This window comes from Candidatus Accumulibacter contiguus (genome assembly GCF_036625285.1).
Taxonomy (GTDB): Bacteria; Pseudomonadota; Gammaproteobacteria; order Burkholderiales; family Rhodocyclaceae; genus Accumulibacter; species Accumulibacter contiguus.
Map to the genome: position 1 here is coordinate 1,252,652 of NZ_JAZKUC010000001.1, position 18,919 is coordinate 1,271,570.

General features: G+C 62.5%; 16 protein-coding genes and 1 pseudogene. 10 read left to right on the plus strand and 7 right to left on the minus strand.

Annotation, left to right across the window (positions count from 1 at the left end):
• Positions 1–25 precede the first annotated feature (25 nt).
• Together V5B59_RS06100 and dacB are read left to right on the plus strand one after the other, a co-directional pair.
• Positions 26–1,504, plus strand: coding sequence for a CYTH and CHAD domain-containing protein (locus V5B59_RS06100; RefSeq protein ID WP_169070296.1), 1,479 nt, complete (start codon positions 26–28; stop codon positions 1,502–1,504).
• A gap of 218 nt (positions 1,505–1,722) precedes the next feature.
• Positions 1,723–3,096: a D-alanyl-D-alanine carboxypeptidase/D-alanyl-D-alanine endopeptidase gene (gene dacB / locus V5B59_RS06105; protein WP_332351702.1), complete on the plus strand. Its 1,374-nt coding sequence runs from the start codon at positions 1,723–1,725 to the stop codon at positions 3,094–3,096.
• A 7-nt stretch (positions 3,097–3,103) separates the two neighbouring features.
• Here dacB and V5B59_RS06110 read toward each other — a convergent pair whose 3' ends face one another.
• From V5B59_RS06110 to ubiA, 5 genes are read right to left on the minus strand one after another with little or no spacing between them, the layout of a single operon-like run.
• A complete protein-coding gene (locus V5B59_RS06110; protein WP_169070297.1) occupies positions 3,104–6,574 on the minus strand; it encodes an EAL domain-containing protein in 3,471 nt (1,156 codons plus the stop codon).
• Between the two features lie 52 nt (positions 6,575–6,626).
• Positions 6,627–7,028, minus strand: coding sequence for a DUF4870 family protein (locus tag V5B59_RS06115; protein ID WP_169070298.1), 402 nt, complete (start codon positions 7,026–7,028; stop codon positions 6,627–6,629).
• A gap of 46 nt (positions 7,029–7,074) precedes the next feature.
• Positions 7,075–8,538: a 4-hydroxy-3-polyprenylbenzoate decarboxylase gene (gene ubiD / locus V5B59_RS06120; RefSeq protein WP_169070299.1), complete on the minus strand. Its 1,464-nt coding sequence runs from the start codon at positions 8,536–8,538 to the stop codon at positions 7,075–7,077.
• Between the two features lie 11 nt (positions 8,539–8,549).
• A complete protein-coding gene (locus tag V5B59_RS06125) occupies positions 8,550–8,978 on the minus strand; it encodes a hypothetical protein (RefSeq protein WP_034908494.1) in 429 nt (142 codons plus the stop codon).
• Complete coding sequence (gene ubiA / locus V5B59_RS06130; RefSeq protein WP_169070300.1) at positions 8,975–9,871, minus strand: 4-hydroxybenzoate octaprenyltransferase; 897 nt, start codon at positions 9,869–9,871, stop codon at positions 8,975–8,977. Before ubiA ends, V5B59_RS06125 begins: the two co-directional genes overlap by 4 nt.
• Positions 9,872–10,144: 273 nt before the next feature.
• Here ubiA and V5B59_RS06135 point away from each other — a divergent pair, with 273 nt between their 5' ends.
• The 8 genes and pseudogenes from V5B59_RS06135 (at position 10,145) to V5B59_RS06170 (ending at position 17,735) form a co-directional block, all read left to right on the plus strand.
• Positions 10,145–11,386, plus strand: coding sequence for a sensor histidine kinase (locus tag V5B59_RS06135; protein ID WP_248594823.1), 1,242 nt, complete (start codon positions 10,145–10,147; stop codon positions 11,384–11,386).
• Positions 11,383–11,544, plus strand: coding sequence for a hypothetical protein (locus V5B59_RS06140; RefSeq protein ID WP_169070301.1), 162 nt, complete (start codon positions 11,383–11,385; stop codon positions 11,542–11,544). Before V5B59_RS06135 ends, V5B59_RS06140 begins: the two co-directional genes overlap by 4 nt.
• On the plus strand, positions 11,532–11,987 hold the full coding sequence (locus V5B59_RS06145; protein ID WP_248594824.1) for a response regulator: 456 nt from the start codon (positions 11,532–11,534) through the stop codon (positions 11,985–11,987). The genes V5B59_RS06140 and V5B59_RS06145 overlap by 13 nt, the downstream gene beginning before the upstream one ends.
• A 13-nt stretch (positions 11,988–12,000) precedes the next feature.
• The gene (locus V5B59_RS06150) at positions 12,001–13,320 is read left to right on the plus strand and encodes a diguanylate cyclase domain-containing protein (RefSeq protein WP_169070302.1); all 1,320 of its coding nucleotides are present in this window, start codon (positions 12,001–12,003) and stop codon (positions 13,318–13,320) included.
• Position 13,321: 1 nt separating this feature from the next.
• Positions 13,322–15,298: a putative bifunctional diguanylate cyclase/phosphodiesterase gene (locus V5B59_RS06155; RefSeq protein ID WP_169070303.1), complete on the plus strand. Its 1,977-nt coding sequence runs from the start codon at positions 13,322–13,324 to the stop codon at positions 15,296–15,298.
• A gap of 142 nt (positions 15,299–15,440) precedes the next feature.
• The gene (locus tag V5B59_RS06160; RefSeq protein WP_169072214.1) at positions 15,441–16,769 is read left to right on the plus strand and encodes an IS4 family transposase; all 1,329 of its coding nucleotides are present in this window, start codon (positions 15,441–15,443) and stop codon (positions 16,767–16,769) included.
• A gap of 17 nt (positions 16,770–16,786) precedes the next feature.
• A pseudogene (locus tag V5B59_RS06165) lies at positions 16,787–17,167 on the plus strand (EAL domain-containing protein); the annotation flags it as partial.
• On the plus strand, positions 17,142–17,735 hold the full coding sequence (locus V5B59_RS06170; RefSeq protein WP_169071953.1) for a Uma2 family endonuclease: 594 nt from the start codon (positions 17,142–17,144) through the stop codon (positions 17,733–17,735). The pseudogene V5B59_RS06165 and the gene V5B59_RS06170, both read left to right, overlap by 26 nt.
• A gap of 77 nt (positions 17,736–17,812) precedes the next feature.
• Here V5B59_RS06170 and nusG read toward each other — a convergent pair whose 3' ends face one another.
• Together nusG and V5B59_RS06180 are read right to left on the minus strand one after the other, a co-directional pair.
• Positions 17,813–18,340 (minus strand): transcription termination/antitermination protein NusG, encoded by a 528-nt coding sequence (gene nusG, locus V5B59_RS06175; RefSeq protein WP_034908483.1) that lies wholly within the window; start codon positions 18,338–18,340, stop codon positions 17,813–17,815.
• Positions 18,337–18,696, minus strand: a complete 360-nt coding sequence (locus V5B59_RS06180) for a DUF3301 domain-containing protein (protein WP_308240197.1) — start codon at positions 18,694–18,696, stop codon at positions 18,337–18,339. Before V5B59_RS06180 ends, nusG begins: the two co-directional genes overlap by 4 nt.
• Positions 18,697–18,919 lie beyond the last annotated feature (223 nt).

An 18,919-nucleotide genomic window follows, 5' to 3' on the forward strand; every position in this document is an offset into this window, starting at 1 on the left:
ATCACCCCACGAGGAGACAATAACAATGGCAATGGAAACCGAGATCAAACTGAGCCTGCCGGCAAGCGCTGCACGGCGGGTATCTGCACACGCGCTGCTGGCCAACAGCCAGCCGATCCGACAGAAGCTGGTCAATACCTACTATGACACGCCTGACCGGCGCCTGCAGCGAAAACGTCTCGCCGTGCGCTACCGCCGCAAAGACTCGACATGGCTGCTGACCGTCAAGAGTGACGCGGCCTCTCCCGGCGGGCTGGCACAACGCCGCGAATGGGAGGCGCCCGGCCAACCTGGCGAATTCGATTTTTCCCATGTGGACAACCCCAAGCTCCGCCGCTTTCTCGAAGCGGCGATCCCCGAACTGGCGCCGGTTTTCAGCACGGACTTCACGCGCAACTTCTGGCTGCTGACGCCACAGGAGGGAACGCGCATCGAGGTCGCACTCGACCGCGGCAAGATCGTCGCCGGCGACCATCAGGAAACCATTTGCGAAGTCGAACTGGAATTGCTCGAAGGGAAAGTCTCCGACCTGTTCGATGCTGCGCTCGCCCTGCAGAGCGAACTGCCGCTGCATCCCGGGAGCGCCAGCAAGGCCGAGCGCGGCTACCGGCTGGCCAACGGAACCGCACTGACACCGGTCAGGGCTGCCGACGCGGCGCTGGAAATGGGGATGACCAGCATCGCCGTCTTCCGCAGCACCGTCTTCTCGTGTCTGGCGCAACTCCAGGGCAATGAACGTGGTCTGCGCGAAACCAACGCGCCCGAATACATCCATCAGGCGCGCGTCGCCATGCGTCGCCTGCGTTCGGCGATCCGGCTCTGGCGACCGCTGCTGCCGGAAGAATATGTCAGCAACTTCGACCCACGCTGGCGTACCCTGGCCAATCAACTGGGCGACACCCGTAACTGGGATGTCTTCATCACCGAGATCCTGCCGCCGATCCACAAGGCGTTTCCCGATCATGCCGACCTGCACCGGCTCGCCAGCCAGGCCAACAGCCACCTGGCCGCCTGTCGCAAGGCGGCGCAGGCAGCCATGACCGCACCCACCTACTCGCAGTTGTTGCTCGAATTCACCGCCGCCACCGTCGCCCTCCCGGAAAGCAAGAAGCCGCCAATCACCGCCTTTGCGCCAAACTCCCTGAACAAGCGCGCCAAACGTGTCGCTGCGCTGGCGGTTGAAACCCGGGATTCGGATCCGGAGGCCCGACATGCCCTGCGTGTCGCCTTGAAGCGGCTGCGTTACGCGCTCGAGTTCTTCGCCCCGCTGTTCCCGGCACGGCGCATGCAGCGCTATCAGCAAAGTGCCACTGGCCTGCTCGACCTGCTCGGCCGGATGAACGACACCACCGTCGCCGAACAGCTTGCCGTGCAGGCCCTGCCCGGCCACCACAGCGACCTGGTCCGCGCCTGGCTGGCCGGACGCACCGATCTGATGCTCGCTCAACTCGATACGCTGCTGGCCAGGTTTCTCAGCCACCCGCCGCCCTGGGAGCACGGCTGAACGACGTACTTCAGCGTCTGGCCATACTCGTAGGTCGGGTTGGCCCGCAGGGCGTAACCCGACATTCATCGGGCAGGGTGTCGAGTTACGCTGTGCTCACTCGGGCTACGGTGGCGGCTTGCAATGCCTTGGGTAAAATGTCGGGTTACGCTGCGCTAACCCGACCTACGCAGCCTTGGCAACCGGCGCCAGGGTTGCCCGCCCTTCGCAAAATCGTCGTGCTCGCGTTGATCGCGCCTGGCCTGCCGGCAGCCCAGGCGGCAGACCTGCCGCCGGCGGTCAGCCAGGCACTGCAGGAAGCCGGCATCCCCGCGCGCTCGGTCGCCGTGGTCGTGCAGGCCGTTGATGGCGGCCCGCCGCTACTTGCTCACCACCCGCGGCAGGCCATGAACCCGGCTTCGGCAATGAAACTGCTGACCACTTACGCTGCCCTCGAACTGCTCGGGCCGGCGCACACCTGGCACACCGAAGTGCTTGCCGAGTCCGCAGCCGTCAACGGCCGGGTCGATGGCAATCTCTATCTGCGCGGCAGCGGCGATCCCAGGCTCGGTCTCGAACCGTTCTGGCTGCTGTTGCGGCAACTGCGTGCGCGCGGCGTGGCCGAAATCGGCGGCGACCTGGTTCTCGATCGCAGCGCTTTCGCAGTTCCGCCACACGATCCGGGCGAGTTCGACCAGGAACCGTTACGGCCGTACAACGCCGGTCCGGATGCGCTGCTGGTGAACCTCAAGAGCATCCGCCTGACGCTGCTGCCGGACCCGGCGCGCCAGACGGTCCAGGTGATCATCGATACGCCGAGCGCAGGCCTGCGTATCGACAATCGCCTGAGCCTCGGGCGTGAGGCCTGCGATGACTGGCGCGAACAGATCAGGCCGGTGGTCAACGGCCAGAGCATCGAGCTCAGCGGCAGATTTCCGGCGGCCTGCGGCGAGAAGGCGCTACACCTCGTGCCCTGGGCTGCCGACCTGCAGGTCGAGGATCTGTTCCGTGCCCTGTGGCGCGAACTCGGCGGCAGCTTCAGTGGCCGCGTCCGCGCAGGCCGCGTGCCAGCCAGCGCGCGCACGCTGGCGGTACAGGAGTCAGCGGCGCTCGGCGAGGTGATTCGCGACATCAACAAGTTCAGCAATAACGTCATGGCGCGCCAACTGTTCCTGAGCCTCGACAGCGAGCGCCCGGCAACGGCGGAAGGTGCGCGCCGCCGGATCGCCGGCTGGTTGCAGGCGAAGGGACTGAAACTGCCTGAACTGGTGCTGGACAACGGCTCCGGCCTGTCGCGCAGCGAACGCATCTCGGCCGCAGACCTGGCCGCTTTGCTGCGCGCCGCCTGGCAAAGTCCGGTGATGCCCGAACTCATCGCCTCACTGCCGATTGCCGGCGTCGACGGCACTTTACGCAAGCGTTTCAACGAGGGATCGCTGTCCGGGCGCGCGCACCTGAAGACCGGCTATCTCGATGGAGTGCGGGCACTTGCCGGTTTTCTGCTCGACCGCAGCGGCAAGCGCTGGATCGTTGTCTGTCTGATCAACGACCCGAAAGCCCGACTCGGCAAGCCAGCGATCGACGCCCTGCTGCTCTGGGTGGCAAAGCGCTGAGCAGCCCTCAGCACCAGCAAGCGTGGCTCGCGAAGGCTGCGAACTGCGCTGCCGGCAGCGGCTCACTGAACAGATAACCCTGTGCTTCATCGCAGCCCTTGGCACCCAGAAAAGCCATCTGCTCTTCGCTTTCGACGCCTTCGGCGATGGTCTGCAGGCCGAGGTTGTGCGCCAGGCCGATGATCGCCGCAATGATTGCCTCATCATCCGGATCGCTGGCCAGGTCGGCGACAAACGAGCGGTCGATCTTGAGCTTGTGGACCCGAAAACGCTTGAGGTAACTCATTGACGAATAGTCGGTACCGAAGTCGTCGATCGAGATGCGCACCCCCCGCTCGCGCAGCTTGTCCATCATCTCGACTGCCGCCAGCGGGTTGTCCATGGCCACGCTCTCGGTCAACTCGAGCTCGAGAAACTGCGCCGGCAGACCTTCCTCGTCGAGGATTCGCGACACCACCTCGGCCAGATTCGCCTGCCGAAACTGCACTGCCGAGAGGTTGACGGCAACGGTCAGCAGCGGCAGACCGGCTTGCTGCCAGAGACGCATCTGACGAACCGCAACGCGCAGGACCCATTCGCCAATCGGCAGAATCAGCCCGCACTCCTCGGCAATCGGAACGAACTCGGCCGGCGAGACCATCCCCAGTTCGGGATGCTGCCAGCGCAGCAGCGCCTCGGCCCCGACCAGACGGCGCTCAGCGATCACAAACTGCGGCTGGAAATGCAGGCTCAGCTCGCCATGTTCGAGCGCGCGCCGCAGGTCGTTTTCGAGTTGCAGGGTACGTGCCGATCGCTCCTGCATCTCGGGGGTAAAGAAGCAATAGGCATTGCGGCCGCGCTGCTTGGCGCGATACATCGCCGTATCCGCGCACATCGACAGCGTTTCGAAGCTGTCGCCATCGGCCGGATACATGGCAATACCCAGCGACACCGTGCAGCTCAGCTCATACTGCTCGATACGATAAGAGGGCGTGGTGAGTTCGAGCAGTTTGCTCGCCACGTGCGCGGCGCCGACGGCGTCGGTATCCGGCAAGACGAGGATGAATTCGTCGCCACCGAGACGGGAAACGGTATCTTCCGCGCGGACGGCGCCGACCAGACGCTTGGCGAGCTGAACCAGGATCTCGTCGCCAATCCGGTGCCCGAGCGAATCATTGACATTCTTGAAGCGGTCGAGATCGAGGAACATCAGCGCCAGCGACTCGCGACCGCGCTGGGCGCGGCTCAGATCATGCCTGACCCGCTCGGCAAGCAGGCTGCGGTTGGGCAGACCGGTCAGCGGGTCGAAGTGCGCCAGACGCTTGATGCTGGCCTCGGCTTCCTTTTGCTCGGTGATGTCGACAAGGGTGCCGAGGTAGCCGGCAATCCCGCCCTGCAGATTGTGCATCACCGTCACCGACAGGCGCACGCTACGGCGGCAGCCGTCCTTGCGTATCAGGGTCATTTCCCGCTCATCCACTTCGCCGCTGCTGCGTGCCCTGGCGACCAGCGCGTCGAAACCGGCTTCGACCCGATAACCCAGGGTCTCGCTCAGCGCTGCGGCCATCGCCGCGATCTCGTCGCTGTTGTGAAAGAGGACGGGGGACACCTGACCGACCACCTCGTCGGCAAGGTAGCCGAGGATCGCTTCAGCGCCCGGGTTGAATACCGTGATCACCCCATCAGGATCGGTGGCAACGATGCCGCAAGCCGCATTGGCGAGCACCGACGCCTTCAGGGCCTCGCTTTCCCGCAGCGCCTGCTCCGCCTGCCGGCGTTCGGCGAGCAAGGCGGTGTTTTCCAGAGCGACCGCGGCGCTCGCTGCCAGACCCTGCAAGAGACGTACATCGGTCTCGTCGAAACCACCGGGTTTGTTGTGGATCTCGAAACAACCGAGCAGATCACCGTGGCGGCTGATGATCGGCATGTCGAGCAGGTTGTACGAAGCAAGCGCCTGCTGAATCTCCGGGATCATATAGGGATCATGCTCGGCATCGTTGCTGAGATAAAACGCTCTGGTCTGCATGACCCGGCCCGGCACGCCGTAACCGCTTGGGAAACGGTAGTCAATCGGAATCCACTGGGCAGCGTGGCGGTACTCGCTGAAAACCATCTGTCCGTCGCAGAGGCGCGCCGCTGCACCTGCTGTCGCGGCGGTGATTTTCAGCGCGGCGGCCACGAGTTGCCGCAGCACCACCGGGATCTCCAGCTCGCTGTTGATTTCCTGACTGGCGGCCGACATCAGCGCCAGTTGCTCGCTGCGCCGCAGCAGCGCGGCCTCCGCCTGCTTGCGCTCGCTGATGTCCCGAGAAAGAACGATGAAGCGCGGTTCTTTGCCGTTCGCAGCAAACTTGCGTGCCACCGACAGTTCGAACCAGCAGTTTCCCTGCGCCAACGGCAACTCGAACTGCTGGCCAAGCGAGCGACCGGTCTCCTGCGCTTGGCGCAAGGCCGACAGGCAAATGGCCGCGGCAGCGGGCGGCAACACCTCCGATATCAGCCTGCCGATCAGGCGATCAGGGGGGGCGGCCAACAGATCGGTACGCGGGGAATGGTAGTCATGGTAGCGACCATCGAGCCCCACCTCGAACATCAGATCGGGAACGGCATTCAGGGTGGCTTCGAGCTGGGCGGTGCGCTGCCGGACGAGACGCCGCAGGGTCATCACCCAGATCAACAGCAGACTGCCCAGCAGCGAGCCGACCAGAAGTGCGTAGCCAAGATAACGCGCAAAGGGGGACAGAATCAGCGGGATCCCCATCCATTTCTGACGTAGATCCCGCTCTTCGTCCGGAGAAATACTGGCAAAACCCTTCTGCAGCAGTGCCAGCGTGGCGCTATCGCCTTTGTGCACGGCCCGATGAAATTCCCCCGTATACAGGGTGAAGGCCTTGTTGAACAGGTGCTCGGCGTGATTCAGGTAGAGCAGGTAGTTGGCGGGCGGCTCGTCGAGGCAGAACACCCGGACTTTCCCTTCCACCGCTCCGCGCACCAGCGCCTCGTAACTGGCGAATGTCTGCAGCGTGCTGACGCCAAGGCTGGCGAGCTTGGTGACACAGGCGTCGCCAGCCTTCACGCCCACCAGAAAACCCTGCAGGGTCATGGCATCGACGATACCGCCGATGCTGGCATGGGTGAAGATCGACACCGGGATCGTTTCGTAAGGCGGCGAAAAATCGAGTGTGCGCTCGCGTTCCGGGGTCCGGAAGATGGTATCGATGACTGCCGCCTGCTGCCGGCTCATGCGTTGCTGTGCGGTCGCCCAGTCGCTTCCCTGCAGGTCGATGGCTACGCTGGTCTTTCTTTCCCACAGCCGCCAGCGATCGACCAGATAACCCGTGAGGGTGCCGCCGGCATCGCGAAACACATAGGGCGGATAGTTGTCGTCGATGACCACGGTCAGCGCAGCGGGCAACTTCGGCGCGGCGGCATTGCCGGCAGTGCCGCAAAGTGGCAACAGCATCGCCAGCGCGAGGAAGAGGTGGCGGCAGCTACGCACGCAGCTCAACCGAATTCACATATCACTGCGCAGCGCCGAAAACCCGGCAAGCTCAACTGTCCCCGATCGGTCGCCGGTCTGCCAGCGCGAGCCAGCCGCGAATGACGCGATAGGCGACCCAAAGACCGAGGATCACGATCAACATCCAGGCGATCGGAATACCGATGAGGGTGATGATCAGCAGGCCGTAGACCAGCAGCCAGAGCAGCGTGAACCAGAAGGTCCGGATCTGCCAGCGATAGTGGCTGTAGAGCCAGGTGCCCGAGACCTCGGCGCGCTTGAGGTAATTGAGAACGACGGCAATCAGCGATGGTAGCCCGAAGACAAAAGCGCCGGCGACCGTCGCCGCACCGGTTACTCCAACCACCACTGCGAGTGCGTGCAGGCCGTAGATGACATGGCAGCAGGTGTGCGCAGAGTCGATATTCCTTTCGGGAATCAGGTCATTATTCACTTTGCTCTCCAGTCTTGTCTGCCCCGGCCGGGCGGAGAACCGGCACTCACAGCCCCAGTTCGTTCCATAACGCGTCGACGCGCTGTTTCACGGCAGCATCCATGACGATCGGTGTTCCCCACTCGCGAGTGGTTTCGCCAGGCCACTTGTTGGTGGCGTCGATTCCCATCTTGCTGCCGAGACCGGCGACCGGGCTGGCAAAGTCGAGATAGTCGATCGGCGTGTTCTCGGCGATCAGCGTATCGCGCACCGCATCGACGCGCGTGGTCATTGCCCAGATCACTTCCTTCCAGTCGCGGATATCGACATCGTCGTCCACGACGATGATGAACTTGGTGTACATGAACTGGCGCAGGAAACTCCAGATCCCGAACATCACGCGTTTGGCGTGCCCCGGATACTGTTTCCGGATGCTGACCGTCGCCAGGCGATACGAACAGCCTTCCGGTGGCAGGTAGAAATCGACGATCTCGGGAAACTGCTTCTGCAACAGCGGTACGAACACTTCGTTGAGCGCCACGCCGAGCATCGCTGGTTCGTCCGGCGGCTTGCCGGTATAGGTGCTGTGGTAGATCGCTTGCCGGCGCATCGTGATGCGCTCGATGGTGAACACCGGAAAACGTGACTGCTCGTTGTAATAGCCGGTATGGTCGCCATACGGCCCTTCGAGCGCGCTTTCGGCCGGATCGATGAATCCTTCGAGAACGATCTCGGCTGCTGCCGGTACCTGCAGATCGGAGCCCAGGCACTGCACCACTTCGGTCTTGGCCCCGCGCAGCAGACCGGCAAACTGGTATTCGGAGAGACTGTCCGGAACCGGCGTCACTGCCGCGAGAATCGTCGCCGGATCGGCGCCCAGTGCCACCGCCACCGGGAAAGGCTGGCCCGGATGTTGCAGGCAGTGCTCGCGAAAATCGAGCGCGCCGCCGCGGTGCGCCAGCCAGCGCATGATCACCCGGTTGCTCCCGATCACCTGCTGGCGATAGATGCCCAGGTTCTGGCGGCTCTTGTGCGGCCCGCGCGTCACCGTCAGTCCCCAGGTGATCAGTGGCGCTGCGTCGCCCGGCCAGCAGAACTGGATCGGCAGACGCGACAGGTCGACGTCTTTGCCTTCCCATACGAGATCCTGGCAAGGCGCCGAAGAACGCACACGCGGCGCCATGTGGAGCACCTGCCGGAGTACCGGCAGCTTGTCCCAGGCATCCTTGAGTCCCTTCGGCGGTTCCGGCTCCTTGAGGTAGGCGAGCAGCTTGCCGACCTCGCGCAAGGCCAGCAGCGAGTCCTGCCCCATGCCCAGCGCCACCCGCCGCGGCGTGCCAAAGAGATTGGCCAGCACCGGCATGTTATGCCCTCGGGGATTCTCGAAGAGTAGTGCCGGGCCGCCGGCACGCAGCACGCGATCGCAAATCTCGGTCATCTCCAGGTGCGTGTCTACCTCCACAGCGATGCGCTTGAGTTCACCGAGACCTTCCAGTTGCGCGATGAAGTCGCGCAGGTCGTGATATTTCATCGTCCGTGGGGCTATCTGAGGCGATAGGAGTAGTGGCAGCCGACACAGGCCGAGGTCAGCGACGGCAGTGCAGCGATGGTTTTCTCGCGATCGGCGCTGGCAGCGATGCGGGCAAAGTCGCTGGCCGCCTGATGCCCATCGATGCCGATGCGGTGCATCGCCGGTGGCATGTGCGGCCCAGGACGCGCGTCGAAAGGCTGGCCGCGATGTCTGCCCATTGCCGAGAGGCCGAGTTCCTTTTCGGCAAGTTCGCCGGCCTCCTTCAGTTTGCCGGCCGCTACCAGGCCGAGAATTTCGTTCAGGGCAAGCAGGCTGGCACGCATCTCGGCACGCAGATTGGCTTCTGCCGGCGCCGGCATCGGTGCCAGCTGGCGAGTGTCTTCGGCCGCCTGCAAGGTGCCCGTCAGTAGCAGAAGCGCGCAGAACAGGTAATTTTTCATCCGTTGATTCCACTTGTGACCAGAAAATCGAGGGCAATACCGGCGAAGACGCTGGCACCCAGCCAGTTGTTGTGCCGGAAAGCCGTGAAGCAGCGCTGCGGATCGCGTTCGCGGATCAGCGTGTAATGATAGGCGGCAATCGCCGCCGCGATCGTCAGCCCGCAGTAAAACAGTTCGCCGAGGCCGAGTCGGTAACCGAGCGCAGCGATCAGGCCGAGAGCGAGCGCGTAACAGAGCATCACCGCCGCCACATCGGCGCGACCAAAGGTGATCGCCGAACTGCGGATGCCGATCTTCAGATCATCGGCCCGGTCGACCAGTGCGTATTCGGTATCGTAGGCAATCGCCCAGAAGACGTTGGCCAGCAGCAGCCACCAGGCTTCCAGCGGCACCCTGCCGAGTTCTACGGCATAAGCCATCGGGATGCCGAAACCGAAAGCGACGCCGAGATAGGCTTGCGGCACGGCGAGAAAGCGCTTGCTGAAGGGATAGCTGGCGGCGAGAAACAGTGCTGCCACACAGAGGCCGGCCAGCAGCCAGCTAAAGAGCGGCAGCACCAGGGCGAAAGCGGCCGCCACCAGCGCCAGAAACAGCAGAATGGCCTCGTTGGCCGATACCCGGCCGGCGGCCAGTGGGCGCTCGCGGGTGCGCGCCACATGCGGGTCGAAATTGCGGTCGGCCAGGTCGTTGATCACGCAACCGGCCGAACGCATCAGCACCGTCCCGAGGACGAAGATCCAGACCACCAGCCAGTTCGGCCTGCCCCGTGCCGACAGCCATAGTGCCCACAAGGTCGGCCAGAGCAGCAGCAGGATGCCGATCGGTTTGTCGAGACGCATCAGCCGCTCGTACAGGTCGATCCGTTCGCGCAATTTTTTGCCTGGAAGGTTCATGGCCCTCATTCTAACGGTCATGGCTGTTGCAGGCACCCCCCAATCCATCCACAATCCATGAAAGCCGTTTGACGGAGCATCGCGAAGAGTGCACTATTTCCTGGGGAAGCGCTGCGGATCGATGTGCAGTACAGCGCGGGCCTGTCCGCTGGTCGCACCCTGTCGGTTCAGCGCACGGCCAACGGGTCCATCAGCGGGCCTGGCCATTCTATTATCTTCGCTCTACGGGCAATCTGATGACCACAGTCCAAAGCCGTTTGATCCTCGAAATCGATGAACAGTAAGCGGGTCGAGGATCACGGCCTGTTGTCCACCTGGTTTGTCGCGGAATCCGCCGAGGTCGAAGCTGCGCTGGTCGACAGCCCGTGGAAGGTGCTGCTGGTAGACGACCAGAAGGATGTTCATGCCGTCCTTCACCTGGCTCTGCACGATATGCTGATCGAAGGCCAGCGGCTGCTCCTGCTCGATGCCTTGTCGGCCAGAGAGGCGCGGAGGGCGATCGCCGCCAACCCGGACATCGCCCTGCTCCTGCTGGATGTGGTGATGGAGTCCGATCAAGCCGGCCTGGAATTGGTGCGCCACATCCGCGAAGAACTGGGCAACCACAGCGCCCAGATCGTGCTGATCACCGGTCATCCAGGCTATGCTCCGGAGCGGGAGGTGATCAGCGGCTACGAGATCGATGGCTACCTGCTCAAGTCGGAACTGAGCGCCAATCAAATTTTCGTGCAGGTCTATTCCGCCATCCGTACCTACCGGCTGATGCGCGAGCACGAGATCCTGCAAGAGGATCTCAAACAGAAGATCACCGAGCTCAAACGCTCGAATGCCGAACTGGAACAGTTCAGCTACGCCATTTCGCATGACCTGCGTCAGCCCTTGCGAATGATCTCGAGCTATATGCAACTGCTCGGAATGAGCCTCGCCGACCAACTCGGCAGCGAGCAACGTGACTACTTCAACTTTGCCATCAACGGCGCCAAGCGCCTTGACCGAATGCTGCTCGGCCTGCTCGAGTACTCGCGCGTCGGTCGCCTGGGTGAGCCGCCGGAGTGGATCGAAAGTCGGTCGATCCTCGATGACGCGCTACTCTTCCTGCAAGCAACCCTCCTCGAAGCACAGGCGAGCATTCGCGTCGGCGGCGAGTGGCCGCGTGTCTTCGTCAGCCCCGACGAGATACTGCGACTGCTGCAGAACCTGATCGGCAATGCGGCCAAATTCAGGAATGCCTGCCGGACTCCGGAGATTTCGATCTCCAGCAAGGTGTCCGCCGGACACTGGTACCTTTGTATCGCCGATAACGGCATTGGCATTCCTCCCGAGCAGATTGCCCGGCTGTTTCAGGTCTTCCAGCGCTTGCACAGTCGTGCGACTTTCGACGGCAGTGGTGTCGGACTGGCGCTTTGCCGAAAGATTGCCGAACATCATGGTGGGCGAATCTGGGCCGACTCGGCAGGCGAAGGCCAGGGAAGCCGATTCTGTGTGTCGCTGCCGATACCGCCGGAGGTGGCATGACGCCACCGGCAAGTCCGCCAGCGCCCGCCCGCAGTCCGCGCCGGCCAAGGCTGGCGGAGAGCAGCGGCAAGCTGCTGTCGCGGCCGGCGTATGTGGCTGTGTTGGTGTTCGTCTGGTCGCTGGTCCAGAAATACGATGTGATCAAATGTCAAATATGAACCCGTCGGCACAGAACTTCGTGATCCTGATGGCCGAGGACGAGCCGGCCGATGCCTATCTGCTCAGGCTGGCATTGAACGAGAGCTGCCTTGCGGCCGATTTGCAGCATGTCGTCGATGGTCGCGAGGCGCTCGAGTATCTGCGGCGCCAGGGTCCGCGCTTCGCCCAGGCAAGCCGTCCCGATCTGATTCTGATCGATCTCAACATGCCGCGCATGGACGGCCGTGAGTTCCTCGCCGTCGTCAAGGAGGATGCTGCACTACGCGACATTCCGGTGATCGTGCTGAGCACCTCGCAAGTGGAACGTGATGTGCTCGGAGCCTATCGTCTCGGGGCCGCCGGCTACATCGCCAAGTCCCCGGATGTCACCGTGTTCATCGAAGACATCCGGCGATTGAGCCACTACTGGGTGTCCCGGCCACGTTTGCCAGAATATCGATGATGGAGAGCTGTGGATGAATGAGTCGGAGCAAAGGCGAATTTCGATTCTGGTGATCGAAGACGAACCCGGTGATCTGGGTCTGATCCAGGCGTATGTCCGACTCGCCGGCATCAGACGTATTGGCGACCAGGATCCGGTGGTCTGGGCGTCGACGCTCGCGCAAGGGGTCGCCGCTGCCGCGGCCAGCATGCCGGATGTCATTCTGCTCGATCTGTCTCTGCCGGATTCGTCCGGACTGCATACGGTCGAGGCGATGCACACCGTGGCGCCCGATGTGCCGATCATCGTTCTCACCGGTCAGGACGACCATCAGCTTGCCGAGGCGGCCCTGCAGGCCGGGGCGCAAGATTATCTGGTCAAGGGCCAGTTTCAGCACGATGCGCTCGGACGCGCCATCCGGCATGCGCTGGTCCGCCAGAAACTCGAATCGCGCCTCAGCCTCTTCAGGGCGGCACTGAATTCCGTGGCCAACGGCATCCTGATCACTGACATCGATTCGACCATCGAATGGGCCAACCCGGCGTTTACCCGGATGACCGGGTTTTCGCTGACGGAAGCCGTGGGTCGCCACACCGGCGAGATGCTCAATTCCGGGAAGCAGGATCCGCAGTTCTACCGGCGCATGTGGGACACCATTCTGGCCGGCCGGGTGTGGACCGGTGAACTGATCAACCGCCGCAAGGACGGCAGTCTCTACGCCGAGGCGCTGACCATTTCCCCGGTCACCGATGGCAACGGCAGGATTCAGCATTTCGTCGCCATCAAACAGGATATTTCCGAACGCAAGGCCAACGAAGAGCGCGTTCAGCATCTTGCCCACCATGACCAGTTGACCGACCTGCCGAACCGCAGCCTGCTCAGCGACCGCCTCTTCCAGGCCCTGGCGCAGGCGCGGCGGGACCGCGGTACGGTGGCCCTGATGTTTCTCGATCTCGACAGCTTCAAGCCGGTCAACGACACGCTCGGCCATGACATCGGCGATCTCCTGCTCAAGGAAGTCGCACTCCGTCTGCAGAACTGCGTACCCAGGGAGTCGGACACCGTTGCACGCCTCGGCGGCGACGAATTCGTCATTCTCCTGGCACAAATCGAAAAGGCTGCCGATGCCGTGGTCGTGGCCGGCAAGCTGCTGGCAGCGCTCGAGCGTCCGTTCCTCATCGGTCCTCACCGCATCAGCATCTCGGGGAGCATCGGCATAGCGGTCTATCCGCAGCACGGCGACGAGGTCAACCAGTTGTTGAAGAACGCCGACATCGCCATGTACCACGCCAAGAAGGCCGGCCGCAACTGCTACCGGTTTTTCCGGGAAGTCACCGAAACTGCAGGAGTCTGACATGCCTGTCACGCCGGCACTGATGTCTGGCCTGCTGCAGATTGCCGGCGTCTTCGTGGCGCTGCTGCTGATCGTCTTCCTGATTCGCTCGTATCAGAACCGTATCGATGACGTGCGTCGCCTGGGCAGCGATCTCGCCCAACGCAGCAGGGAGCTACAGGCGCGTGAAGCCGATTTCGAGCGGGACCTCACCGCAAGAAGGGAAATGGAAGCCGACCTGCGTGAGCAGAAGGAGTTTTTCCGGCTGATCTCCGAGAGTATCGGCGAGCATATCGCCGTTCTCGATCTGCAAGGGCGACGGGTATATAACAGTCCTTCGTATCGGCAATTCTTTGGCGATACGCGGCAACTGGCAGGGACCGATTCGTTCGGCGATGTCCATCCCGAAGATCGCGAACGGGTACAGCGAGTCTTCCAGGAAACCGTGCAAACCGGCACCGGGCAGGAAATCGAGTATCGTCTGGTACGACACGATGGCAGTGTCCGGCACATGGCGTCGGCCGGAAAAGTGATCCGGGACAAGGCCGGGCAGGTGGTCCGCATCGTCGTTGTCTCGCACGACATCACCGATCGCAAGCAGGCGGAACAGTGGGAGCGTATTGCCGCGACCGCTTTCGAGTCGCAGCAGGGCATGTTCATCACCGACGCCGCCGGGGTCATCCTGCGAGTCAACCAGGCGTTCACCGAGATCACTGGCTACAGCGCCGAAGAATGCGTCGGCCAGACGCCGAAACTGCTCAGTTCGGGACGCCACAACGCCGCTTTCTATGCCGCGATGCGCCAGAGTCTGGAACGCAGCGGCTCCTGGCAGGGTGAAATCTGGAACCGCCGCAAGAACGCTGAAATCTTCCCGGAATGGCTGACGATTTCCGCTGTGATCGACAACGAGGGCAGGGTTACCCACTATGTGTCCACACTGACCGACATCAGCCTGCGCAAGGCTGCCCAGGAAGAAATCCAGCAACTGGCTTTTTACGACGCCCTGACGCGTCTGCCGAACCGCCGTCTGTTGCACGAGCGCCTGCAGGCAGCGATGGCCGCAAGTGCGCGCAGTGGCCGCCAGGGTGCCCTGCTGTTCATCGATCTGGACAATTTCAAGACGCTCAACGACACACTCGGGCACGACATGGGCGATCACCTGCTGCAGCAGGTCGCCAAGCGTTTGCTGACCTGCGTTCGCGACCGCGACACCGTTGCCCGTCTCGGCGGCGACGAGTTTGTGGTGATGCTCGCGAGCCTGGGCGCACGTGCGCAGGAGGCGGCTACCCAGAGCCGGATCGTCGGCGAGAAAATCCTGGCTGCTCTCAACCGACCCTACGATCTGGCCGGCAGCGAGTACCACAATACGCCGAGTATCGGCATCACGCTGTTTGGCGGCCAGCATGACGCGATCGACGAACTGATGAAGCGGGCCGATCTGGCCATGTACGATGCCAAGGCCACCGGCCGTAATACCTTGCGCTTTTTCGACCCACAGATGCAGGCCGTGGTCACTGCCAGGGCGGCTCTGGAGAGAGACCTCCGGGAAGCGCTGCAAAAGCAGGAGTTCTTCCTTTGTTACCAGCCACAGGTCGACCAGGCGGGCCGCATCGTCGGCGCCGAGGCGCTGCTCCGTTGGCGGCACCAGCAACGCGGCCTGGTGACCCCCGCCGAGTTCATTCCTCTCGCCGAGGAAACCGGGCTGATCCTGCCGCTCGGCTTGTGGGTGCTGGAAACCGCCTGTGCGCAGTCGGCTGTCTGGGCGGCACAGGCAGGACGAGCGGGACGGGAAAACTTTACCGTTTCGGTGAATGTCAGTGCGCGGCAGCTGTGTCAGCCCAATTTTGTCGAGCAGGTGCTGGGGGTTCTGGCGAGTACGGCGGTCAACCCGCACAACCTCAAGCTCGAACTCACCGAGAGCATGTTGCTCGACAATGTCCAGGAAATCATCGCCAAGATGACGGCGTTGAAAGCACCCGATTACCCACAACTCACTTGACATAGGAGCGCGCGGCGTGGCTTGACTCCAACGCGATAGCAAACGCTGTTGCATTTCTGCTTACCCACCCCATATATGCAAACGGCAACAGTTTTCAAGCTGTTGTTAAAACGTATATTTCGTAATCTTGCGGAGGTATGGCATGGGTTGGGCAGCGGAGGAGTTCAAGGATCTGGATTTGGGGGATGCGCGGCGGACGCGGCGCTTGATCAAGCTGGTGGATGATCTGTCGGCACAACCGACCGGAAGCATCCCGGTGGCTTGCGGGGGTTGGGCGGAAACCAAAGCGGCCTACCGGCTGCTGGACAATCCCGCGACGGACTGGCGTGAAATCCTGGAGGTTCATACCCAGCAAACGATAAAGCGGATGCAGGGCCAGCCGGTTGTCTTGTGTGTTCAGGATACCACCGAAGCGGATTTTACCTCGCAGCCGGGGATTGCCGGGCTGGGACGGTTGAGCTACGACGCCCAGCATGGGATGTTTGCGCATCCGACCCTGGCGATGACGCCGAGCGGGTTGGTGTTGGGCGCGACCGACTGCTGGATGTGGGCGCGAAAGCCAAAAGGTCAGCCCGACATCAAGGAAAGTATCCGCTGGGTGGAAGGCTATACCATCGTGGCCGATCTGGCCGAGACCGTGCCTGGTAGCCGGCTGGTATACATAACGGATAGGGAAGGCGACATTCGAGCGGTGATGAACACGGCCGCCGAGCGGGACTATCCGGCGGACTACCTGATCCGGTCCAAGCATAACCGCAAGACGAGCATGGGCGACAAGCTGTGGGACCGTGTGGGCGGTGGCGAAGCGGAAGGAGAACTGGAATTCACCATGCCCGCAGCGCCAGACCGCCCGGCCCGACTGGTGCGGCAAACGCTTTACCGGGAGCGGGTCACCTTGCCCGTACGCAAGGGTGCGCCGGTCGTGACCGTGACCGCGATCCTGGCGCGAGAAGAAAACCCGCCGGTTGGGGAGGAGCCCATTGAATGGAAATTGCTGACCAATCGGACGGCGGAAACGCTCGAAGACATCGTACAACTCATTGATTGGTATCGCCGCCGCTGGCTGATAGAAATTCTTTTCCGCATTTGGAAATCAGGCTGCAAGATAGAATCCCTGCAGTTGGGCAGCATGGAGCGACTGGAACGCGCCTTGGTCATTTACCTGATTATCGCCTGGCGCATCCTGTCCTTGGTTACCTGGGGCCGGGACTGCCCCGATTTGCCCTGTGACGTGGTGTTTGATATCGAGGAATGGCAAGCCGCCTGGATCGTCGCCCATCGCTCACCACCGCCGGATGCTCCCCCGCCCCTGGGTCAGATGGTGCGGCTGATTGCCGGCTTTGGCGGCTTTCTCGGGCGAAAACACGACGGGCATCCCGGCCCCAAGGCGATCTGGGAAGGGATGCAGAAGGTCAGGGCATTTGCCATTGCCCTGGAGGCTGGCCGTGCCGCCTATTTCAATGACGGATGAGTTGTGGGTAATCGGGTGCGTTGAAAGAGCGCGGCGTCGGTTTCTCTCTCGACGACTTCGGTACCGGTTATTCGTCACTGTCGTACCTGAAGCGGCTGCCGCTCGACCAGTTGAAGATCGATCAGTCGTTCGTGCGGGATCTGCTGACCGATCCCAATGACGAAGCGATCGCGCGTACCATCGTTGCTCTGGCCAGCAGCCTCGGTCTGGAGGTGATCGCCGAGGGCGTCGAGAGTGTCGAACAGCGCGACGCTCTGGCAGCACAGGGCTGCCACACCTACCAGGGCTATCTGTTCAGCCGGCCGCTGCCGCTTGCCGATTTCGAGGTTTTTCTGCAGGCTTCGCATTCCTTGCATTTTCCGGAGGCATCCCGTGGGCCTTGCCGTTCGCGATCATAACTACCATACCTACGCCGACTACCTCGCATGGCCGGAAGACGTTCGTTACGAATTGATCGACGGCACGGCCTATCTGATGGCCCCTGCACCAACGCTGGAGCATCAGGAGGTGGCCGGCGAGATCTACTTTCAGCTCCGGCAAGCGCTGGCGGGCAAGACCTGCCGCGTTTTCATTGCGCCGCTGGATGTCCGGTTTCCCAAGACGGAGGCGGCAGACGAACGGATCGATACCGTTCTGCAGCCGGACGTTTTGGTGGTCTGCGATCTGTCCCGCCTGGATCACCGCGGCGTCTGCGGTGCCCCGGATCTGGTGGTGGAGGTCCTGTCGCCATCCACTGCCAGCCACGATCATGTCTGGAAGCGACGGGTCTACGAGCGTTCAGGCGTACGGGAGTACTGGCTGGTCCATCCCATCGACCGGATGATTACGGTCTACCGTTTGCAGGATGGGGAATATGGCAAACCGGATGTGATGGAATTGAGCGGCGAAACGGTGGTTGGCATCCTGCCGGGCGTGGCGGTCCGCTGGGACGCCCTGCTTCAGCGTTTGCCGAAACGGGAGTATTGAAGAAACTCCTGAAATTCAGACCAGCGATTGATCGCCTGCCGGGAATTCTGCAGCCTGCTGCCGGCGTCTGCTCCGGATCAGGCCAGCGTCACGTGATCGATCGGAATGGCCACTGGTTTTTCGCGGCCCAGCAGGCTGAGCAGCACGGTCACCCGTTCGGCAGAGACGGCGGAAACGATACCGGAGAGGCCCTTCAGGGGACCATTACTGATTTCCACGCTGTCGCCGGCCTGAAACGGCAATGATTCCTCATTCAGGTCTCTTGCCTGGTGCTCCGCCAGGGAACGTATCGCTTCCAGCGTCGATTCATCCAGCGTCGCCAGAACGGTGCCGAAGGTCAGCAGACAGCTCACGCCGGGGGTACTGCGGATCGGGGCAACGCTCTGCTCGGGGCGGCTGCAGCGCACGAAAGCGTAGCGGGGAAACATCACCTGCTGCTTTTTCGTCCAGCACCCTTTCTTTTTCTCCCACTGCGTGAGCATCGGCAGAAAAACCAGGTAGCCCTGTTCCTCGAGCTTGCGCACCGCCAGAAACTCCTGCCGGGGCTTGGTGAAACAGATGTACCAGCATGCTGGCGGGAATGCGGTCGAAGATACGCTGCTCATCGGGGAAGCTGGCGCTGCTCGTCCTCGCGCTTGACCGACACCTGCTGCCAGCGGGGACCTTGCACCTGCGGCAAATGCAACGTCAGCAACTCGCTGCCGAGCAGGGTGACCTGGCCATCCCGACGATTGTCGCCGGTATCGCTGTACTCGAAATGATAGACCCGCCGCAGACGCAGCCGGCCTTCGTCATCGCGCGCCGGGCGCAGCGAACCGAGCGCAACCGTGTCGTCGAGCAGGAGCAGGTCCTCTGCCTCACATGCCGCACGTGCGGCGCGCATGCCCACCTCCCTGGCCTGGAAACTGTCGAACCAGAACCAGCCGGCGGCCAGCAGAACAAACAGGCTGATCGTCTCCATCCAGGGCATCGTCTGGATCGCTGTCAGCGTGCCATACCGACAGCCCGATCGTTCCGGATGCGGTTTGCAATCCCTGCAGCCATCGTGCATGTGGTCGTGAATTTCACCAGCGCAGCCCCTTGTTTCGTGAATCGACCCGGACGGTCACAATTGCTTACAAAATAATCCCTGCAGAACACCTCAGCAGCCCTCGAGCGCGCGCGAAATCGCAGCCAGGCTGGCT

What these genes read in the sequence shown, in the direction of transcription:
- V5B59_RS06160 (WP_169072214.1), top strand. Translation starts at nt 15,441, where the DNA reads ATGGGTTGGGCAGCGGAGGAGTTCAAGGATCTGGATTTGGGGGATGCG.
- ubiA (WP_169070300.1), bottom strand. Translation starts at nt 9,871, where the DNA reads ATGAACCTTCCAGGCAAAAAATTGCGCGAACGGATCGACCTGTACGAG.
- V5B59_RS06100 (WP_169070296.1), top strand. Translation starts at nt 26, where the DNA reads ATGGCAATGGAAACCGAGATCAAACTGAGCCTGCCGGCAAGCGCTGCA.
- ubiD (WP_169070299.1), bottom strand. Translation starts at nt 8,538, where the DNA reads ATGAAATATCACGACCTGCGCGACTTCATCGCGCAACTGGAAGGTCTC.
- V5B59_RS06155 (WP_169070303.1), top strand. Translation starts at nt 13,322, where the DNA reads ATGCCTGTCACGCCGGCACTGATGTCTGGCCTGCTGCAGATTGCCGGC.
- V5B59_RS06145 (WP_248594824.1), top strand. Translation starts at nt 11,532, where the DNA reads ATGTCAAATATGAACCCGTCGGCACAGAACTTCGTGATCCTGATGGCC.
- V5B59_RS06125 (WP_034908494.1), bottom strand. Translation starts at nt 8,978, where the DNA reads ATGAAAAATTACCTGTTCTGCGCGCTTCTGCTACTGACGGGCACCTTG.
- V5B59_RS06180 (WP_308240197.1), bottom strand. Translation starts at nt 18,696, where the DNA reads ATGGAGACGATCAGCCTGTTTGTTCTGCTGGCCGCCGGCTGGTTCTGG.
- nusG (WP_034908483.1), bottom strand. Translation starts at nt 18,340, where the DNA reads ATGAGCAGCGTATCTTCGACCGCATTCCCGCCAGCATGCTGGTACATC.
- V5B59_RS06140 (WP_169070301.1), top strand. Translation starts at nt 11,383, where the DNA reads ATGACGCCACCGGCAAGTCCGCCAGCGCCCGCCCGCAGTCCGCGCCGG.
- V5B59_RS06150 (WP_169070302.1), top strand. Translation starts at nt 12,001, where the DNA reads ATGAATGAGTCGGAGCAAAGGCGAATTTCGATTCTGGTGATCGAAGAC.
- V5B59_RS06135 (WP_248594823.1), top strand. Translation starts at nt 10,145, where the DNA reads ATGAACAGTAAGCGGGTCGAGGATCACGGCCTGTTGTCCACCTGGTTT.